Below are 18,340 nucleotides of genomic sequence, written 5' to 3' on the forward strand. Positions count from 1 at the left end.
ATAGTCGACATGTCTGTCATTGATTCCGCGACTGAGGAATAGACCTCAACTATCGTAGGAAAACTCAATTAGCCGGTGCAGAGTACCAGCCTTTCCCCGTAAGATTCATGCCGGTCATGCTCCGAGACGGAGCCCGCAGGGTTCCTGTGTGGCCGCTCTCGTCAAGTTTAAAGACTCATCCAGGACACAAGATGAACCGTAACGACCTGCGTCGTGTCGACCTTAACCTCTTGATCGTATTCGAAACCTTGATGCATGAGCGTAGTGTGACCCGTGCCGCCGAGAAATTGTTCCTCGGCCAGCCGGCCATCAGCGCGGCGCTGTCGCGCCTGCGCGGTCTCTTCGATGACCCGCTGTTTGTGCGCACCGGTCGCAGCATGGAGCCGTCGGCCCGCGCCGTAGAAATTTTCGCCCTGCTGTCCCCGGCCCTGGACTCGATTTCCACCGCCGTCAGCCGCGCCGCCGAATTCGACCCAGCCACCAGCACCGCCGTGTTCCGCATCGGCCTGTCGGACGACGTCGAGTTCGCCCTGCTCCCCCAATTGCTCAAACGCCTGCGCGCCGAAGCCCCTGGCATTGTGCTGGTGGTGCGCCGCGTCAATTACATTCTGATGCCGGGCCTGCTGGCCTCCGGCGAAATTTCCATCGGCGTCAGCTACACCGCCGACCTGCCGGCCAACGCCAAGCGTAAGGTGCTGCGTCGCAGCCTGCCGAAGCTGCTGCGCGCCGACAGCGTGCCCGGCGCCCTCAGCCTGGACGACTTCTGCGCCCGCCCTCACGCGTTGGTGTCGTTCGCCGGGGACTTGAGTGGGTTTATCGACGAAGAACTCGAAAAGCTCGACCGCAAACGCCACGTGGTGTTGGCCGTGCCGCAGTTCAACGGCCTGGGCACCCTGCTTGCGGGGACCGACATCGTCGCCATCGTGCCGGACTATGCCGCCGAGGCCCTGACGGCAGCGGGCGGCTTGCGCGCGGAGGAACCCCCACTGCCGGTGCGCTCGTTCGAGTTGCACATGGCATGGCGAGGCTCGCAGGACAATGATCCGGGTGAGCGTTGGTTGCGGTCGCGGATTCAGATGTTTTTTGGCGACCCTGATAGTCTTTAGGCGTCGTCGGACAGCCGGGTCTAATCATGCGGCCTTTTAGTATTCCAATCCCATCAAGTAAAGGTGGACCAGCAGCTCGACAGCGTTCAAATACCAGACAAACAATTTCGCCTGGCCGGTTTGCGGTGATGTTTCGTCGCTGGAGGCAACTAATCTGCGTGATATAAAACTTGAGCGCGTTCTTCATAATTTATCTCTCGTTAACTGGTAACCGAGCGCAAGCATCAGCCGCCACACCGTCAGGCAATGTAATTAGGGTCTTGACTGCCGCCTGCAGCGCGATTTCCACCCGTATATTGTCCGCAACCCTATTGGCTTCGACGGCGGCCGAGCGGGAGTCGGTGCCTCAGCGGTCCATCTCAAGGCATGCTGACGGGCCAACACTCATGCGTGGGTGAGGTACCAGCGCCAGTCCTGCTCTCCGACTTCAGCATTGAATTGACGGAACTCGCGCCATTTGATCGCCAGGAACACCTTTAGGAATTCGGCGCCCAGCGCCTCGCGTGCCCAGGTGGAACGCTCCAGTGCCTGCAACGCTGTCAGCCAGTCGGTGGGTAGAAAATCAGTCGCCTGTTCATAGCCATTGCCCACAATCGCCGCGCCAGGATCGCTTTGATGAGTGATGCCGTGGTGAATGCCCGCAAGTAATGCGGCGGCGGCGAGATAGGGGTTGGCATCGGCACCGCAAATGCGGTGTTCGATGTGCCGACTTATCGCAGGGCCGCCGGGCACGCGGAACGACACCGTTCGATTGTTGACGCCCCAGCTTTTGGCCAGCGGTGCGTAACTACCGGTCTGGAACCGGCGATATGAGTTGGCATGGGGGCAAAATATCGCCAGCGAGTCAAACAAGGTCGCCATCATCCCGCCAATGGAGTGACGCAACAGCGGCGTGCCCTGTGGGTCTTCGCTCGCATACAAGTTGTGACCCTGCTCGTCGGCCAGGCTGACGTGCAAATGCATACCGCTACCGGCCTGATCGCTGAATGGCTTGGCCATGAAGCACGCTTGCAGCCCATGCTTGTTAGCCACGCCTTTGACCAAGCGTTTGTAACGGACGCCTTCATCGATGGCTTGGAGCGCGTCGAAACAATGCTCCAGCGTCAACTCGACCTGGCCCGGAGCGTACTCGGAGATCGCCGTTCGTACCGGTAAACCCTGTAGCGCGCACGCTGCGTAGAGGTCATCAAGAAAAGGTTGAAGCTGCTCCAGTTCGTATACGCCATACACCTGCGGTGCATGAGGGCGTACACCATTGGTCTGCAACGCAGGCTGCGGCCGACCGTTGACGTCGCGCTGTTGGTCCAGCAGGTAAAACTCCAACTCAACGGCCATTACCGGATGGAATCCATCGGCTTTCAGCCGCTCGAGGGTGTTCACCAGTACATGTCGCGGGTCGGCCGGTGCGGCAGGAATACCTTGGGTCGGGTGCATGCTCACCTGCACTTGGCCGGTGGGATGGGTGCGCCAAGGTTGCAAGGTCAGGCTTCCCGGTAAAGGGTAGGTCCAGCAGTCGGCGTCAGCGACATCCCAGACCAAGCCTGTCTCGTCGACGTCTTCACCCTGCACGGTCAAGGCGAGAATGGAACTCGGCAGTGGCCGACCATTCTCGTAGATCGCCAGTAACTCGTCGCGATGCAACAGTTTGCCCCGTGGCACACCATTTGCGTCGATAAGGAACAACTCGATGCTCAGTACTTCAGGGTGGGCGGCCAGATAATCTTCGGCCTCTTTTTTATCAGCAAATTGCATGTCAAACCTCTTAGCGCTCATTCAAGCGACTTGGCAGTATTTGAGAAAAACGGGAGCGTCACACATCCGGTTATGAAGGGATAACCCGAGCTCCAGGGATGGCAAGCAGTGTGGTCAGCGCGCTATCCAACTCACCGATTAGCCTGTCGATATCGGCATCACTTGTCTGTGGACAGCACAGGGTCATGTTGTGAAAAGGCGTGATCAGGATTCCGCGGTTGATTAGATACAGGTGCAGCGCCATTTGAAGGCTGTCATGAAAAGCCGCCTCGGCTTGCGCACCGGTTCTGGGCGAGGTGGCACAGAATTGAAACTCACAACGAGCCCCCAACTCGGTGACAGACCAGTTCAGTTGGTGCCGCTTGAACAACGCTCGAAATCCCTGCGCCAGTCTTGAGGCCAGGGGCAGCATGTGCTGGTAGGCAGCCTCTGTCATGACCTCTTCAAGACTGACGCGCATGCAACGCATCGCCAATGCGTTGGCGGACAGCGTCGTTCCCATACCGCTGTGGCCATGCCCGTCGCTCTCTTCGCTGATGGTCTCCTGCGCGTGCTGCATGGCCAACGCAACGTGCTCGGTCACGCCAAACACAGCGCAAGGCACGCCACCTGCGATGGGTTTACCCACCACGAAAAAGTCGGGTTTCAAATCCCATTGGCGAGTGCATCCACCGATGCCGGTAGAAATAGTGTGGGTCTCATCAATGATCAGCAGGCTGCCATATTTATGGGTCAACTCTCGGCACTTTTGCATGAATCCCGGATCGGGCAGGACCATGCCTATGTTCGTCATCGCCGGCTCGCACATCAGCGCGCACACATCGCCCTGGGCTAACGCAGCTTCCAGTGCGGCGACATCGTTGAAGGGGATAGATCGACTGTATTGGGTCAAGTCGTAGGCTTGGCCCACAAGACCCGAACGATGCACTGTTTTGCCGTCGCGGTACCGCACCATCACGTCATCCACCGTGCCGTGATAGCAGCCGTCGAACACCAGCAACACATTGCGTTGGGTGATAGCTCGCGCCCAGCGCAGAACATAACGATTGGCGTCAGTAGCATTGGCGGTGACCTGCCAATAAGTCAGCCCAAATCGCTGAGCCAGCAACTCGCCGCAGAGCACCGCGTCTTCGCCAGGCAGCATCGTGGTCAAGCCATTATTTGCCTGCTCGGCTACGGCGCGGGCAATAGGATCGGGTGAATGGCCAAACATCGTGCCGGTGTCGCCCAGGCAAAAGTCAATGTACTCATGATCGTCAACATCGGTGAAGCGTGCGCCTTTGGCGCGCTGGACGAAGAGCGGCGACGGCATCGACCAATCGCTCATCCAGTGCATGGGAACACCGTTGAACAGATTCGCCTTGGCACGCTGGGCCAGCGCCATTGACGTTGGGTTGTTTTCTATAAAACGGGCACGCTCGGAGGCAGTAAAAGCAGCAATTGCTGATTCAGAAATTCCACTTCTCGACATGATCAAAACCCTATATTAACTATTACATTGATTAAAAGTCGTCGCCAGCCAGATAGAAAACAATCCATCGCCACATTTATTCCCCTATCGGTTTGCGTATAGCAGGAAACAGCGCCCCAACAACTTATAGCTCGGGCGCTCGCCATCAATATTTTTAGCGTGGATTAACTCATACCCGGGTATATTGCAGTTAACGCAGAAAACCTTACTTTGGATTATTAATTTATCCCGCTGAACTCCCTCATCTTTAGAGGATAAACCGAGGTGATTTAAAATCAGGCTTGAGGTGCTTTGTTCTCGACCAGACAGTTCCCGCCATCCACCACAAGGACTTCACCCGTGATGTAACTGGCGTCAGGCGACGCCAGGAATGCAACCGCCGCCGCCACTTCGCGGGGGCTGCCCGCCCGCCCTATTGGGGTGAAGCGCCCCGCCTCTGCTTCAACGGGCGTGGTTGAGCCGGTGGTGATCCATCCGGGGGCCACGCTGTTTACAGTAACCCCCTGCTTGGCGACTTCAAGTGCAAGTCCCATGTTCATACCGACCATCGCGGCCTTAGCGGCGCTATAAGCGGCTTCGCCCGGATTGCTCCCCCGGGTGCCCGTGGTGGAACTAATATTGACAATGCGCCCGTAACTTCGCGTCCGCATACCTGGCAAAACGGCTCGGGTTAGAAGAAAAGCCGTGGTTAAGTTTCTTGCCAGTGAAAGATTCCACTCATGCAGTTCCATAGCTGCCAATTCCGAGAAAACCTCAGGGTTTCCTTGCATGGCCATACCGGCGTTATTCACCAGGATATCGACTCGCCCCCAGACTGACTCTGCCCAGAGGCCGAATTCACGCACCTGGCTTTCATCGGTGAGGTCAGCTGGCCGACCTTCAACTTCAAACCCTTCGAGGCGTAGCTCTTTAACCCGATCCGCGATGCGGCTGCTGCTGGCGGTGACGATCAACTTCGCCCCAGATGCACCTAGCCTGCGAGCGATCGCCATACCAATGCCAGCTTCACTTCCAGCACCACTGACCAGTGCCACATGCCCCATCAAGTCGGTATTTAACATGGTGTTCCCCACGTACTTAATTTGTAATAGGAGTGGAAATTAGGCTAATTAATCTGATAAATAAAGACGATCATTATCAGAAAATCTGACAACCACGATGGCGTTTACCAGCGAGTCACTTAAAATTTTCCTTACGGTCGTGGACAGCGGCTCCTTTTCCGCCGCAGCCCGAAAGTTAGGCCGGGTTCCCTCCGCTATCAACATGGCGGTGTCACAGCTTGAAGCAGAGCTGGATCTGTTGCTTTTTGACCGATCAACCCGCAAAGCCATTCCGACCGCAGCCGCCAAAGCACTTGAGCCCCAGGCAAGGCAGGTCGCGAGCCAGTTAAACCTGCTGGACGCGCATGCTCTCCAGCTTCATCAGGGGTTGGAGGGGCGCTTGGTCCTTGCGATGGCGCCGGAGCTACAAACAGGCGTGTGGAATCGTCCGCTGTCCATTATCGCCAAAGAGTTTCCCACGCTTGAAATCGAGATTCGCTCCGCGTCCCATCCGGAGGCGATTCGCATGCTCCATGAAGGACGTGTGCAATTGGCACTAGGATTTGAACGACCAGGGCTTGACGAGCGGGAGACGTTTCTTGAAGCGGGGAGCCAGTTGTTAGTCGCAGTTGCCTCTCCAGATCATCCTGCGGCCGCCGGCAAGAAAAGCCCTTTGGGTGAAGAGCAACTGGTGGACGTTCGGCAGATCATAGTTGCGACTGGAGGACCTACAGACTCTGACCCACGTGTTGTGCTGTCGCGGCGGATTTGGCTCAGCGACAGTTATCTGGCAACGCTGGATCTGGTGCAGCAAGGATTGGGCTGGGCTTATCTTCCACAGCCGCTGGTACAACCGCTACTCACTTCGGGCGCATTGACGGAGGTGGTGTTTGACAACATGCCAAGTCAGATGCGGTTATGGGTCGACATCATCTGGGTAAAGAACCGACCTCTGGGGCTGGGCGCGCGTCGTTACCTGAGTCTGATGCGCGAAATTGCCGAGGGCGAGCCTCGTCGTACTTGAGAGGTAAACAATTTAGGGGGGGGTTAGTGGCCACCAACGGCCTCCTCTGGCATGACGCGCCCCATCAACCTCTCACGCATCGCAGGTATCGTCCTCGAGATCAACCCAAGGTTCTGCCTTGCACCGCATGGCGGCATCCTCCAGTTGCCGCCGTTCGTTGCTGACTCAAGGTCTCAAGGGCTCAGCAAATTCTCGGCAATTGTTCACCCGACAACCAGTCCACCACCCTACGCCCGCCGAATCGGGTCTGCATCTGCACAAAACCGTGCGCGTCTTCAAGCACCGTGCCGATACGTACCGCATGTTCGCCCAAAGGGTTACGGCGCATGCAGTCGAGCAGCGGCTGGGCGTCTTCTTCGGCGCAGATTGCGATGAGCTTGCCCTCGTTGGCGATGTACAGCGGGTCCAGGCCCAACAGTTCGCAAGCGGCTTCGACCTGTGGCTGAACAATAATCGCCGCTTCGTCCAACAGCATGCCGACGCCGGATTGACCGGCAATTTCGTTCAGCGTGGTCGCCAAACCGCCTCGGGTCGGGTCGCGCAGTACGCGCAGGTCGGGAGCGACCGCGAGCATCTGCGCCACTAAGCCATGCAGTGCCGCACTGTCTGAGAGGATTTCGGTTTCGAACTCAAGCCCCTCTCGCTTGGACATGATCGCCACGCCGTGTTCGCCGATGCTGCCGGACACCAGGATCGCATCGCCGGGACGTGCGCGATGCCCGCCGGTGTCTACCCCATTGGGGATAATGCCAATGCCGGTGGTGCTGATGAACACGCCGTCGCCACTGCCGCGTTCCACGACTTTGGTGTCGCCGGTGATGATCGGCACCCCGGCATCACGGGAGGCGCGGCCCATCGATTCGACGATGCGCTTGAGGTCGGCCAGGGCAAAGCCTTCCTCGATGATGAAGCTGGCTGAGAGATAAAGCGGCCGTGCGCCGCCCATGGCGACGTCGTTGAGGGTGCCATGCACGGACAAACTGCCAATGTCGCCACCGGGAAAAAACAGCGGCGACACCACGTGCGCGTCGGTGGCCATGACCATGCGTTCGCCGGGTTGGAGTTCGACGCTGAAGGCGGCGCCATCGTTGCCCTGGCGCAACCACGGGTTGTCGAACGCAGCAACGAACAGCTCTTCAATCAGTTGCGCCGACGCACGACCGCCAGCACCGTGGCCCATATCGACCACGCCGTCGCGAAAATTGAGGGGGCGTACATAACCGCGTTTTACGGGAGAGCGGCCGGTCATACTGCAACAACCTCGATGTCTTTATAGCGCCCGTAGGCATAGTGAGCGGCGCAGGCGCCTTCGTTGGAGACCATGCACGAACCCATGGGGTTTTCCGGGGTGCATACGCTGCCGAACAGGCGGCAGTCCGTGGGCTTTTTCTGGCCGCGCAGGATCGGCCCGCATTCGCAGGCTTTGTTATCGGCCACGGCGCGGTAATGCAGGTCGAAGCGTTTTTCTGCATCGAAGGCGGCGAATTCCGCGCGAATGCGCAAGGCGCTGAACGGCACCTCGCCAAGCCCGCGCCATTCAAAGCTCTCACGCAGTTCGAAGATTTCGTCCATCAATGTCAGGGCGGCGCTGTTGCCATTGCGGCCCACGGCGCGGACGAATTCGTTTTCGACCTCGGCACGCCCTTCGTTGACCTGACGCACCAGCATCAAAATCGCCTGTATGACATCCAGCGGCTCGAAACCGGCAATCACCACCGGCTTGCGGTATTGGCGGGCGAACTCGGCGTAGGGTTCGGAGCCAATGATGATGCTCACATGCGCCGGGCCGACAAAGCCGTCCAGTTCTACCGCCGCCGCATCTTGCCCGGGAGCGGCAAGAATATGCTCGATGGCCGCCGGGGTCAGTACATGGCAGCACAAGACGCTGAAGTTTTTCAGGCCGCGAGCGGCGGCGTCGCGGATCACCAGCGCGGTCGGCGGCGTGGTGGTTTCGAAACCAATGGCCAGGAACACCACTTCACGCTCGGGGTTGGCCTCGGCGATTTTCAGCGCATCGCTGGGCGAGTAGATCATGCGGATATCCGCGCCTTGTGCCTTGGCGCGCAGCAGCGAGAGGCCACCGGACGCCGGCACGCGCAGGGTATCGCCGTAGCTGCAGAGGATCGCTCCGTCCTCCAGCGCCAGCTTCACCGCCAGGTCGATACGCCCAATCGGCAAGACGCACACCGGGCAGCCGGGGCCATGGATCATGCGCACATTGGCGGGCAGCAAATCGCTCACGCCGTAACGCGATATCGCATGGGTGTGGCCGCCACAGAACTCCATGAAGCGGTATTGGCGTTCAGGCTGGACTTCGTTGCGGATACGCTCGGCAATGCGTTGCGCCAGTTCGCCGTCGCGGTATTCATCGATGTACTTCATAGGGCTTCCGGTTGCAGGCGGTCCAGCTCTTCGAACATTTCCAGGGTCCGCAGGGCTTCTTGCGGGTCGATCAAACCAAGGGCGTACCCGACGTGGACGATCACGTAGTCGTCGAGCTTGGCTTGCGGCACCAGCGCGAGGGAGATTTCCTTGCGGATACCCCCCAAGTCGACGAGGGCGTTACCGCCGTCGCGTAACTCGATGACGCGTGCGGGAATGGCTAGGCACATGCTTGAGACTCCTCCAATGGCAAGGCGGGTTGGCGCTGCGGGTCGCGCCAGTGCGCGGCAACCCAGGCTTGACCCAGGGCCAGCCCAGCATCGCCGCAAGACACGGCCTGCGCGCTGAAAACCGCTAAGCCCTTGGCGGTCAATCGTTGCGTGAGCCGGGCACTGAGCAGGCGATTGGCAAAGCAACCGCCCCCGAGCAGCACCGGCAGCGTGGTGGATTGGCGCTCGATCCAGTCGGCGAGCGCGGCGGCCAGCGTCAGGTGAAACAGCGCCGCGCCCTCCGCGCTGCGTGCGCCGTCGGCGAGCTCGAACAGACGGGTCAGCAGCGGTAGCAGATCGAGCACGCCGTCAGCGCGGATCTGCCACAGGCCGTCGATGGCGGGCTCGGCGTGGGCTGCCAGGTATTCAGCGGCCAGACGCTCCAGGGCAATGGCCGCTTCGGCTTCGAATTGTTGACGCACGCTGATGCCGAGAATCCCGGCCGCGGCATCGAACCAGCGTCCGGCACCGCTACTCGGCGGGCAGTTGAGAGTGCGCGCGAGCATCTGCGCGACCGTGTTGGCGCTTTGTTGGCCGACCAGCGGCCCGAGACGGCTGAGGATTTCATCCTCGCGCCCCAGCAGGTGCAACGCCGCAGCGGCCAAGCGCCAGGGTTCGCGGGCGGCCACATCGCCACCGGGCAGCGGCAGTGGCAATAGATAGCCGAGCCGGCGCCAGGCATCGCTGGCCACCCAGAGCAACTCGCCGCCCCAGGCCGCGCCATCGCTGCCAAGGCCGACGCCATCCAGCGCCAGCCCGAGTACCGGGCCGTCGAGGCCATGTTCGGCCATCAACGCGGCAATGTGCGCGTGGTGATGCTGCACGGCTACGGCGGGCACGTTGAGTTTTTCGGCCAGCGTCACCGCCAGTTGCGAGCTATAGAAATCCGGGTGCAGGTCGTGGGCGATGGCCTGCGGCGTGATTTCAGCGCACGCCAACAGAGCGTCCAGCGACGCCGTCAGGTCCAGGCAGCTTTGCGGGTCGCCCAAGTCACCGTGCAGCGGCGACCACAGCACCTGATCGCCCTGCACCAGGCAGGCGGTGTTCTTCAGCCACGCGCCACAGGCCAGCACCGGCGGCCAGACCTGCGCGCCGGGCAGTTTTTCGCTACGCATGCGGGGCCTCCGTCTGACCTTTGAGGCGGGCCAGTTCAGCTTCCAGCTCGGCGATGCGCGCGGCGCGTCGGTCAACCTCGGGGGCACCGGCCAGCAACCAGTCGAGCCAGGCATCCAGCCCGGTACCGTCGCGGGCGCTGAGCTGGATGATCTGGATCTGCGGGTTGACCTGTCGTGCGTAGTCCAGGCAGCGCTGCACGTCGAAATCCAGGTGCGGCAACAGGTCGATCTTGTTGAGGATCATCAGGCGCGCGGCGGCGAACATGTCCGGGTACTTGAGGGGCTTGTCTTCGCCCTCGGTCACCGACAGGATCGCCACTTTGCCCGCCTCGCCCAAATCCCATAACGCGGGGCAGACCAGATTGCCGACGTTCTCGATGAACAGCATGCCGGCCGGCTCGCTGGCGTCATGGGCGCGGTGGCTGTGTTGATGCTGTTGAGTATGAACGTGGGCGTGAGGCTGCTGATCAACGTGGCTATGCACAGGCGACTGATGCGCGTGACCGGCTGCATGCAGCGCGTCATGCAGCGGCAGGCGGCTGTAGGCTTCGGTGATCATCCGGGCGTCGAGGTGGCAGCCTTTGCCGGTGTTGATCTGGATCGCGGGCACGCCGGTTTCGCGGATGCGCTCGGCGTCATGACGGGTTTGCTGATCGCCCTCGATCACCGCCAGCGGCAAGTCGGCGCGGCGCTGGCGCAGGGCCATGAGGGTGCTGCACAGCAGCGTGGTCTTGCCGGAACCGGGGCTGGACACCAAGTTGAGGGCCAGTACGCCGTGGGCGGTGAAGTTTTCCCGGTTGCGCGCGGCGTGCCGGTCGTTTTCGCCGAGTATGTCTTGCTCCAGGCGGATGGTGCGGGCCTGGCTCATGCCGGGCACTGAAACCCGCGCCTCACCCGCGCCGTAATGCAGGTCGCCGGTAGCGTCGACGCGCACATCGCTATCGGTGGCTGGCGCTTCGGTCTTGTCGTGTGAATGCCCGGTTCCGCAACCGCAGACGACGCACATGGTGTACCTCCAAAATCAAACGATTAATGATCCTCGACCTGCAGGTCGAGGATGCGCAGTTCAGTACCGCCGGTAGGTTGCAGCCAGAAACCGCCGCACTGCGGGCAGCCGGCGCCACGCTCGGTCAGCGGCACGCTAATGGCGCAATCCAGGCACCAGGCCTGGCCCGGGGGTTGTTCAATATCGATGTAGGCACCGGCCAATAAGGTGCCTGGCGCCAGTGCTTCAAGGGCAAAACGCAGCGCCTCGATTTCAACGCCAGCCAGCTTGCCGGCTTCCAGGCGCAAGCGGCTGACCCGCACGAACGGATCGCGCCTGGCCGCCGCCTCGACGGCGCTGAGAATGCCGCCCGCCAGACTCACTTCATGCATGAATAATCTCCTCGCTCGGTGCGGCTTCAAGCTCGAGGGTGAAGCCGATGCAGGGGTCGAAGGCCGCCATCAACAGTTCAGCGCGACGTCGGGTGCGCGGATCGCTGGCGGACAGCTTCGCCAAGCCCTGGGCCAGCGTGCCTTGGGGATGAAGGTTCCATTCGGTCGGCGCGACGACCTGATAGTCGCTGATCAACACACCGGCATTCATTCGCTCCAGACAGACCCGGTGCAGCAGCAGACCACGCGAGGTTTCGCTCCAGGCCAACGCCTCGTTGGGCCCCAGCGCCAATGCGCCGAGTGCCAAGCCACTGGACTGTGGCAGCGAGAGCCGCGCCAGTTCGGCGAGACGCGCACCTAGCCGCAACCAGACGCTGGCGTAGCGTTGTGGCTCCGCCTCGCGCTTGCGGGTCCAACTGCCCGTCTCACAGGGTAGCCCTAAGGCCACCGGATGCAACGCGAAATCGCTGGCCTGCCGCAGTTGTTCGGCCACCGCGTGCAGCGCTTGGGTGTTGCCGGCCAGTGTCAGGGCATGCACTGGCAGTTGCAGGGCATGGGCCTCGTCGCGGCACTCGGCCAGGGCGTGCGCCAGCCAATGCGCGCTGCGTTGGCTCCAGTCATTGAGCGCGCTGAACGGCTCGGCGTCCCATTGCTCCAGCCATTGCGCCGCCGATTCGCCCAGCCAGGCCTGCATCGCCTGTTGCGGGGCGTGCTCCCAGGCATGCAGTTGGCTGAGATCGGGGCGCACCGGCGGGTTACCCAACAACTGCGGCCATTCGAGCAGCATACGCCGCAGATGCTCGCGGCGGGTTTCGGCCTCCAGCATGCGCTGGGCGTTTGGGTCGATGGGTGTTTCGCCGTGCAGTGCGGTGTTGACGGCTAACTCTGCGGTCAAACGGTGCGCTTGCCCGCACAGGCTATAGAGCAACGGCAAGTGGTGCGCGGCGGTCTGTGGCGGCTGGCCGCGCAACAACGTGGCGGCCAACGCCGGGCGGCTGCCGACAATGGCGGGCTGCTGACCGGGACGCACCCGCAATGAGCCGCTGAGCCGCGCCAGGGTTGCCGTGGCGGTCATTGCGCGCCCCCGGACCCGCGTCCGAACAACAAGCCACGGCGGCTGATGGCCGGGCGTTCGGGTGGGCGTTCGGGCGCGTCCCGCAACAACGCCAGCACCTGTTCGGCGGTTTGCCGGGCCGCGTCCTGATCGGCGAATTCAAACATCGGTGAAAACAGCGAACAGCTCTCGTAGCCACCAATGTCTTCACCGTCTGCGCCAATAAAGCTCAGGCACTGGCCACCAAATTGATGCTCCCCTGACGCACCCTGGGCCAGGATTGTATCGGTGTTCTCCGGCACCCAGATCAGGTTCATGAACCAAGGGGTGATCAGAATGCCGAGCACCCCGGTTGCCGCGTTTTCCCCAGCGATTTGCGCGCTAAAACCTAACGCCTCGACCACCAGTTGCTGATTGAGAAACGGCAACCCACGCATGCGTGTATCGGCGATGCCCTGGAAGTGCGCGCACAGGGTTCGTGCCTGTTGCGCCGGGCAGTCTTGCCACTCAGACAGGTTCATCGATCACCATGAACTGCTCAGCATCGCCATCGCAATTCGGGCAACGCCAATGGTCCGGCAATGCGGAGAACGGCGTGCCGGGCTCAATCTGCCAGACCGGGTCGCCTTCGCGCGGGTCATACACCCACCAGCAGATTTTGCATTCCAGGCGGGTGGCGTCGCTGATACGGGCGTTGTCGCCGCCGTAGCTGCCTTCGAAGCTGGTTTTTTCGTTCATCTTGACCTCACTGCCCTTCGAACCACTGGATAACGTCTTCGAAGCGCTCCAGCGAGTCGGCCAGGTCTTCGGGGGCGGCGCAGATCACTTCCGGCAGGTCGGTGATTTCGATGGTGTCGAGGATTTGCGCATCCTGTGAGTTGAAGTACGTGATGCGCCAGCAGTTCTGGACCCGGGTCGCGCTGATCAGGCAATTGCCATAGCCACGGGCCAATGCGCGCACGGGGCCGGCGGGCAGATAGGTGTCGAGGAACGCGATGTCTTGTTCGGACAACGGCAGTAAGGTCAGGTTGATGACATGCACCTGATCGCCGGGTTGCCAGTGTTGGCTGCGGTCTTGGACTTCGGTCAGGATCGCCGGGGCGTTCATGACGCCGAGCGGCAACGGGGACGACAAGTCGAAATCCGCTGGCCGGGCCGCAGCGCGAGCATTGCCGCGCAGTTGTGTGGGCGCCGCGCCCACCTCGACGTGATCGTAGCCCTGGCCGTAGATGCGCCAAACGCCGGCGAAGATCGATTCCTGGATGCGCAACGACGGCTGCGCGGCAATGATCGCGCTGACTTCACCTTCGCCCAGCAATTGGTCGAGCAGCTTGCGGTCGCCGATTTCCAGGCCACTGAGGTCGACGCTTTGCGTGGTCAGGCCGTTATTGCAGTCGCGCAGGCATTGCAGCAGCTGTTGCAAGGCTTGCCGAGCGCCGGGCAGCGCCGCAAGCTCTTCAGGTTCGGGCAGCACCGGAATGCTATGGGTATACATGCCCTGAGGCATGCTGATGTATTCGAGCACGTCCTCATCGTCAGGTTGCGAGCCGGGGCCGATATCTACCACGGGGATGTAGTTCAGCGGATCGAACTCCACGGCGTGGCTTTGCGCATCGCGGTTATTGGCATCGTGGTTCATTGGCAACCTCCGGAGGCGCTGACCGGGGCACCGGCCAGCAATGGGATGCGCGCATTGCTTTGGCTCACGGCACTGTCCGCCAGGCGCAGGTATTCGTCCCAGTCGAGCATGCCGCTGAAGGTGGTGACGTAACCGGCATCGCGCAGCCAAACCAGCGACGGCCAGCGGCGCACGGCAAAGCGCGCGGCGACGGCGTCTTCATCCGCGCGACTGACCACGCCCAGGCGCAGGGTCACGTGGTGGCGGCGCGCAATTTCCATGCGCAGTTCCGGCAACACCACGGCCACGTCCAGGCATTCGGGATGGCGTACCGGGTCACCGCACAGCAGCAACAGGCAGTCGCCGCCTTCGGCAAGCCAGGCGTCGAGGTTATCGGCGTCGATCCAGGCCGCGTCGAACTGCTCCACCAACCGGCTGATCAAGGCCGGGATGGCGGGCGTCGCGGGAATGGGCGCCATGAAAACAGCGGAGTCGCTCATGTGGGGTCCTTGACTGACTGTTGAGGTGGGGTGAGCGCAGCAGGCTCAAGGGTTGGCGATGCGTGGCCGAGCAAGGCGGCCAGTTGCCCGGCGCTCATTGCCGAGGGCAAGCTGAAACCCGGTGCGCTGTCTGGCTGCGGGGCCGTGCCGAACAAGGCCTCTTCGAGCAGGCGCAGGGTTGAGTCGATTTCGGCGGCGCGTTGGGCGTCGAGGCGTTCACGTGCGGCGTCGAGAAAGATCAACAGCCAGTCGCCGACCGCACACGGGCCGACCAGTGAGAGGTCGATGCGTCGTTCTTCGCCGTTGCGGTCGCGGCAGCGGGCAAAGCCCAACTCGGCCTCGATCACTTGCATGGGCAGTCCGATGCACATATCAGGCGCGCCTGGCGAGGATGCGTTCGTCGCCGATCCGGCAGGCTTGCTGTTCGGACGGACGTTCGTTTTCGTAGCGTTGCAGCTCAAGGTGCGGCAGTGTCACGGCCTCTTCGCCCGCGAGCGGCGTAGCGCGTTTTTGCGGCGCCGCGCCCCAACTGTCGAGCACGCGCAGCGCCTCATCCAGCGCGCCTTCCATGGCGGCCCTGACGCTGGCGCGCAGGCTGCCGCCGTAGTCCATCATGTTTTCCGGCTGGCAACCGATCAGCAACACCCGTGTTGGGTAGTGGCCGGTCAATTGCGCGAGCATCAGCACTTCCTGAAAGCCGGTCTGGTGCAGGCTGAGCTTTTTGATGCCGAGGAATTTGGGGACATCGTCGTCGGCGATGAACTTCAGTTCGCCAGGCGTGAGGTTGTAGTCCACGGCGTCGAAAATCAGCAGGTAATCGGCTTGCTGAACATGTTGGATCAAGTACAGGCCTTGCGTGCCGCCATCGATCAGCGCCACGTTGTCGGCGAACTCATAACGCTGTTGCAAGGCTTCGACGCAACGCACGCCGAAGCCTTCGTCGGCCCACAAAAGATTGCCGATGCCCAGCACAGTGATCTGCGGCAGTGTCGGTTGGAGAGGACTCATGGCGGTTTCTACCAATGTGGTCATTTTTTAAAAGTCTTGTAGCCGGAAATCATTGACCCGACCAAGCTCAGGCGCCCGTTGATTTCTTCGCGCACGGCGGCATAGATGTGGGACATGACGAATAGCACAATCACCCACATGCCCAAGTGATGCAGGACATGCACATTGTTGGATTGCCCCAGCAGCGGCAGCACCCAACCGAAGGTGCGTTCCTGCCACGAGCCCATTTGCGCGCCTTCGCCATACAGCGCAAAGCCGGTCAGGATCATGAACAGTGAGGTCAGCAAGAAGATGAAAAACATCGCGAAACGCGACAGCGGGTTGTGGCCGAACATCGGTGTTGGAGTAGGCCCGATAAACAGGTAGTAGCGCATCCAGGCGCTCATGTCGGCCCAGTACGCCTTGCTGGTCAGCGGCACCGAGAACAGTTCGCGGGCATGATGATTGCCCACCAGCGCCCAATAGGCGCGCCCGATCATGGCGAGGGTGAAAATGTAGGCCGCGCTGAAATGCGCAAAGCGGATGTAGCCCATCACGAAATGCTCGCTGGCTTCGCCCGGCTGGGTGGCCAGCGGCGAGCCAATCAAGTAGCCGGTGATGGCCAGCACCACAATGCAGGCGGCATTGATCCAGTGCCACAGGCGCACGGGCGCCTCGTACACGTATTCCGACTGGTCGACGGGGCTTTGAGTAGGTTGGGTCATAGCGTCACCTTTGGATGGGCAGGCGCCGTAGCGCCTGCCAATTGCAGCGTTGAACAAGCGATCAACTGACCTTGACTGTGCTCAGCTCCGCGCCGTCCTCGCTCATCACGTGGGTGGCGCAGGCCATGCACGGGTCGAAGGAGTGCAACGTTCGCAGGATTTCCACAGGCTGATCGGGGATCGCCACCGGCGTGTTCATCAGCGCGGCTTCGAAAGCCCCGATCTGGCCTTTGGCGTCACGCGGGCTGCCATTCCAGGTGCTCGGCACGACGCACTGGTAGTTCTCGATCTTGCCGTCCTTGATCCGAATCCAGTGGCCCAATGCGCCGCGTGGCGCGGCAACGATGCCGACCCCTTTGGCTTCAGCCGGCCAGGTGGACGGGTCCCACTTTTCAACGTTGGCGGTGGCGCGGTCGCCGTTGCGGATGTTGGTCATCAACTCGTTCCAGTCGTCGACCATCATTTCTGCGCAGTACTCGGCTTCCAGGGCGCGGGTCAGGGTTCGGCCAATCGTGCTTGGCAACAGTTGCTTGGCACTCAGGTTGGTTTCCGCCAGGCCCAAGGCTTTTGGCAAGTCGTGGTTGACGGCTCGCAGCGAACCTTCCAGTTGCTCCTTGACCCGTTGGCAATGCGGGTTGCCTTTAAGGGCGTGGGCATAGCCCAGGATGTAACGCGCCAAAGGCCCGACTTCCATGGCATGGCCGCGCCAGCGCGGGGATTTGACCCACGAATACTTGGCGCTTTCGTCGACTTCTTCGATGTTGGTACGGGTGCCCTTGGTCTTCGCGCCCAGCTCGTAGTTCGGCTCGGTGATGCCGTCCCACGGATGCAGGCCCTTGTCGTTGTCCGGGTAGTTGTACCAGGAGTGGGTCACGAACTCCTGCACTTGCTCGGGGTCGCGAGGGTCCACGGGGAGGATTTCGTCCCAGTTGCCATTGAGGATTGCGCCGCCCGGCAATTGGTTGGTGCTGTCGTCGTAATTGACCTTGGCGTAGGTGCCGTAGTCCATCACGTTGGTCGCCGACAAACCGCCACCGTGCAGCCAGCCTTTTTGCTTGTAGATGGTGCCGATGGCCAGCACGTCCGGCACATACACGTTGCGGCAAAAGGTCAGCGCTTCATCGATGCGCGCACGCACGAAGTTCAGGCGCTCCATATTCAACGGCGCACCGGCGGCCAGATCGCCATCGATATTGATCGCGCACGGCACGCCGCCGACCAGGTAATTAGGGTGCGGGTTCTTGCCACCGAAGATGGTGTGGATTTTTACCCACTCTTTCTGCAAGTCGAGGGCTTCAAGGTAATGGGTCACGGCCATCAGGTTGGCTTCTGGCGGCAGTTGGTACGCCGGGTTGCCCCAATAGCCATTCATGAACGGCCCGAGCTGCCCGCTTTCGACGAACTTCTTCAGGCGGTTTTGTACGTCGCGGAAATAACCCGGCGACGACAAAGGGTGAGCCGGCGAAACAGTCTGCTGCAGTTCCGAGGTGCGCTTAGGGTCAGCCTTGAGCGCAGACACCACGTCCACCCAGTCCAGTGCATGCAAGTGATAGAAATGCACGGCGTGGTCATGGACTTGCAGCGTCTTGGCCATCATCTCGCGAATCAAGTGCGCGTTCGGCGGGATGCGGATGCCCAGCGCGTCCTCTACCGAGCGCACCGAGGCCAGCGCGTGGCAACCGGTGCAGACACCGCAGATTCGCTCCACGAATGCCCAGGCGTCACGCGGGTCGCGGCCCTTGAGGATGACTTCGAGGCCGCGCCACATGGTGCCGGTGGAAACGGCGTTGCGGATAATGTTGTTGGCATCGAGGTTAACCTCGACGCGCATGTGGCCTTCGATACGGGTCACAGGGTCGACAACGATACGTCGGCCTGTGTTGTTGAGGTCGAAACCCTGAGTCGAATAGGTGCTCATTG

Annotated in this window: 20 protein-coding genes; 2 read left to right on the forward strand and 18 right to left on the reverse strand. The window is 61.3% G+C overall.

The annotated features are described in order from the left end of the window. The first annotated feature begins 191 nt into the window (after nt 1-191). On the forward strand, nt 192-1,106 hold the full coding sequence (locus P3S72_RS16150; protein WP_276193086.1) for a LysR substrate-binding domain-containing protein: 915 nt from the start codon (nt 192-194) through the stop codon (nt 1,104-1,106). A 384-nt stretch (nt 1,107-1,490) separates the two neighbouring features. On the opposite strand, the gene P3S72_RS16155 is transcribed toward P3S72_RS16150, so the two are convergent. The 3 genes from P3S72_RS16155 to P3S72_RS16165 form a co-directional block, all read right to left on the reverse strand. Then, nucleotides 1,491-2,858, reverse strand: coding sequence for a glutamine synthetase family protein (locus tag P3S72_RS16155; RefSeq protein ID WP_276193087.1), 1,368 nt, complete (start codon nt 2,856-2,858; stop codon nt 1,491-1,493). Nucleotides 2,859-2,928: 70 nt separating this feature from the next. Further along, nucleotides 2,929-4,329 carry an aspartate aminotransferase family protein gene (locus P3S72_RS16160; RefSeq protein ID WP_276193089.1) on the reverse strand — a complete coding sequence of 467 codons (1,401 nt, stop codon included), beginning with the start codon at nt 4,327-4,329 and terminating at the stop codon, nt 2,929-2,931. 275 nt (nt 4,330-4,604) lie between these two features. Further along, nucleotides 4,605-5,390 carry an SDR family NAD(P)-dependent oxidoreductase gene (locus P3S72_RS16165; RefSeq protein ID WP_276193090.1) on the reverse strand — a complete coding sequence of 262 codons (786 nt, stop codon included), beginning with the start codon at nt 5,388-5,390 and terminating at the stop codon, nt 4,605-4,607. Nucleotides 5,391-5,487: 97 nt separating this feature from the next. Here P3S72_RS16165 and P3S72_RS16170 point away from each other — a divergent pair, with 97 nt between their 5' ends. Then, nucleotides 5,488-6,393: a LysR family transcriptional regulator gene (locus P3S72_RS16170; protein WP_276193091.1), complete on the forward strand. Its 906-nt coding sequence runs from the start codon at nt 5,488-5,490 to the stop codon at nt 6,391-6,393. Nucleotides 6,394-6,574: 181 nt separating this feature from the next. Here P3S72_RS16170 and hypE read toward each other — a convergent pair whose 3' ends face one another. The 15 genes from hypE to P3S72_RS16245 form a co-directional block, all read right to left on the reverse strand. Continuing rightward, nucleotides 6,575-7,642, reverse strand: coding sequence for a hydrogenase expression/formation protein HypE (gene hypE / locus P3S72_RS16175; RefSeq protein WP_276193092.1), 1,068 nt, complete (start codon nt 7,640-7,642; stop codon nt 6,575-6,577). Further along, nucleotides 7,639-8,775: a hydrogenase formation protein HypD gene (hypD, locus tag P3S72_RS16180; RefSeq protein ID WP_276193093.1), complete on the reverse strand. Its 1,137-nt coding sequence runs from the start codon at nt 8,773-8,775 to the stop codon at nt 7,639-7,641. Before hypD ends, hypE begins: the two co-directional genes overlap by 4 nt. Then, nucleotides 8,772-9,005, reverse strand: a complete 234-nt coding sequence (locus tag P3S72_RS16185; RefSeq protein WP_276193094.1) for a HypC/HybG/HupF family hydrogenase formation chaperone — start codon at nt 9,003-9,005, stop codon at nt 8,772-8,774. The genes hypD and P3S72_RS16185 overlap by 4 nt, the downstream gene beginning before the upstream one ends. Further along, nucleotides 8,996-10,159 (reverse strand): carbamoyltransferase HypF, encoded by a 1,164-nt coding sequence (locus P3S72_RS16190; RefSeq protein WP_276193095.1) that lies wholly within the window; start codon nt 10,157-10,159, stop codon nt 8,996-8,998. The genes P3S72_RS16185 and P3S72_RS16190 overlap by 10 nt, the downstream gene beginning before the upstream one ends. Then, the gene (gene hypB, locus P3S72_RS16195) at nt 10,152-11,027 is read right to left on the reverse strand and encodes a hydrogenase nickel incorporation protein HypB (protein WP_276197941.1); all 876 of its coding nucleotides are present in this window, start codon (nt 11,025-11,027) and stop codon (nt 10,152-10,154) included. Before hypB ends, P3S72_RS16190 begins: the two co-directional genes overlap by 8 nt. A 161-nt stretch (nt 11,028-11,188) precedes the next feature. After that, a complete protein-coding gene (locus P3S72_RS16200; RefSeq protein WP_276193096.1) occupies nt 11,189-11,536 on the reverse strand; it encodes a hydrogenase maturation nickel metallochaperone HypA in 348 nt (115 codons plus the stop codon). Beyond that, nucleotides 11,529-12,611, reverse strand: a complete 1,083-nt coding sequence (locus tag P3S72_RS16205) for a HoxV (RefSeq protein ID WP_276193097.1) — start codon at nt 12,609-12,611, stop codon at nt 11,529-11,531. The genes P3S72_RS16200 and P3S72_RS16205 overlap by 8 nt, the downstream gene beginning before the upstream one ends. Next, nucleotides 12,608-13,111 (reverse strand): [NiFe]-hydrogenase assembly chaperone HybE, encoded by a 504-nt coding sequence (gene hybE / locus P3S72_RS16210; protein ID WP_276193098.1) that lies wholly within the window; start codon nt 13,109-13,111, stop codon nt 12,608-12,610. Before hybE ends, P3S72_RS16205 begins: the two co-directional genes overlap by 4 nt. Further along, nucleotides 13,098-13,328 carry a rubredoxin gene (locus P3S72_RS16215; RefSeq protein WP_247408575.1) on the reverse strand — a complete coding sequence of 77 codons (231 nt, stop codon included), beginning with the start codon at nt 13,326-13,328 and terminating at the stop codon, nt 13,098-13,100. The genes hybE and P3S72_RS16215 overlap by 14 nt, the downstream gene beginning before the upstream one ends. 7 nt (nt 13,329-13,335) lie before the next feature. Continuing rightward, nucleotides 13,336-14,229: a hydrogenase expression/formation protein gene (locus P3S72_RS16220; protein ID WP_276193099.1), complete on the reverse strand. Its 894-nt coding sequence runs from the start codon at nt 14,227-14,229 to the stop codon at nt 13,336-13,338. Further along, on the reverse strand, nt 14,226-14,708 hold the full coding sequence (locus tag P3S72_RS16225; protein WP_276193100.1) for a hydrogenase: 483 nt from the start codon (nt 14,706-14,708) through the stop codon (nt 14,226-14,228). Before P3S72_RS16225 ends, P3S72_RS16220 begins: the two co-directional genes overlap by 4 nt. After that, on the reverse strand, nt 14,705-15,079 hold the full coding sequence (locus P3S72_RS16230; protein ID WP_276193101.1) for a HypC/HybG/HupF family hydrogenase formation chaperone: 375 nt from the start codon (nt 15,077-15,079) through the stop codon (nt 14,705-14,707). The genes P3S72_RS16225 and P3S72_RS16230 overlap by 4 nt, the downstream gene beginning before the upstream one ends. A 1-nt stretch (nt 15,080) precedes the next feature. Further along, a complete protein-coding gene (locus P3S72_RS16235) occupies nt 15,081-15,740 on the reverse strand; it encodes a HyaD/HybD family hydrogenase maturation endopeptidase (protein ID WP_346429957.1) in 660 nt (219 codons plus the stop codon). After that, nucleotides 15,737-16,420, reverse strand: a complete 684-nt coding sequence (cybH, locus tag P3S72_RS16240; RefSeq protein WP_276193103.1) for a Ni/Fe-hydrogenase, b-type cytochrome subunit — start codon at nt 16,418-16,420, stop codon at nt 15,737-15,739. The genes P3S72_RS16235 and cybH overlap by 4 nt, the downstream gene beginning before the upstream one ends. Nucleotides 16,421-16,481: 61 nt before the next feature. Continuing rightward, entirely contained in the window at nt 16,482-18,338 is a 1,857-nt protein-coding gene (locus tag P3S72_RS16245; protein WP_247404769.1) for a nickel-dependent hydrogenase large subunit, read from the reverse strand. Nucleotides 18,339-18,340: the final 2 nt, after the last annotated feature.

The sequence above is a fragment of the Pseudomonas sp. D3 genome (assembly GCF_029320995.1).
Taxonomy (GTDB): domain Bacteria; phylum Pseudomonadota; class Gammaproteobacteria; order Pseudomonadales; family Pseudomonadaceae; genus Aquipseudomonas; species Aquipseudomonas paraveronii.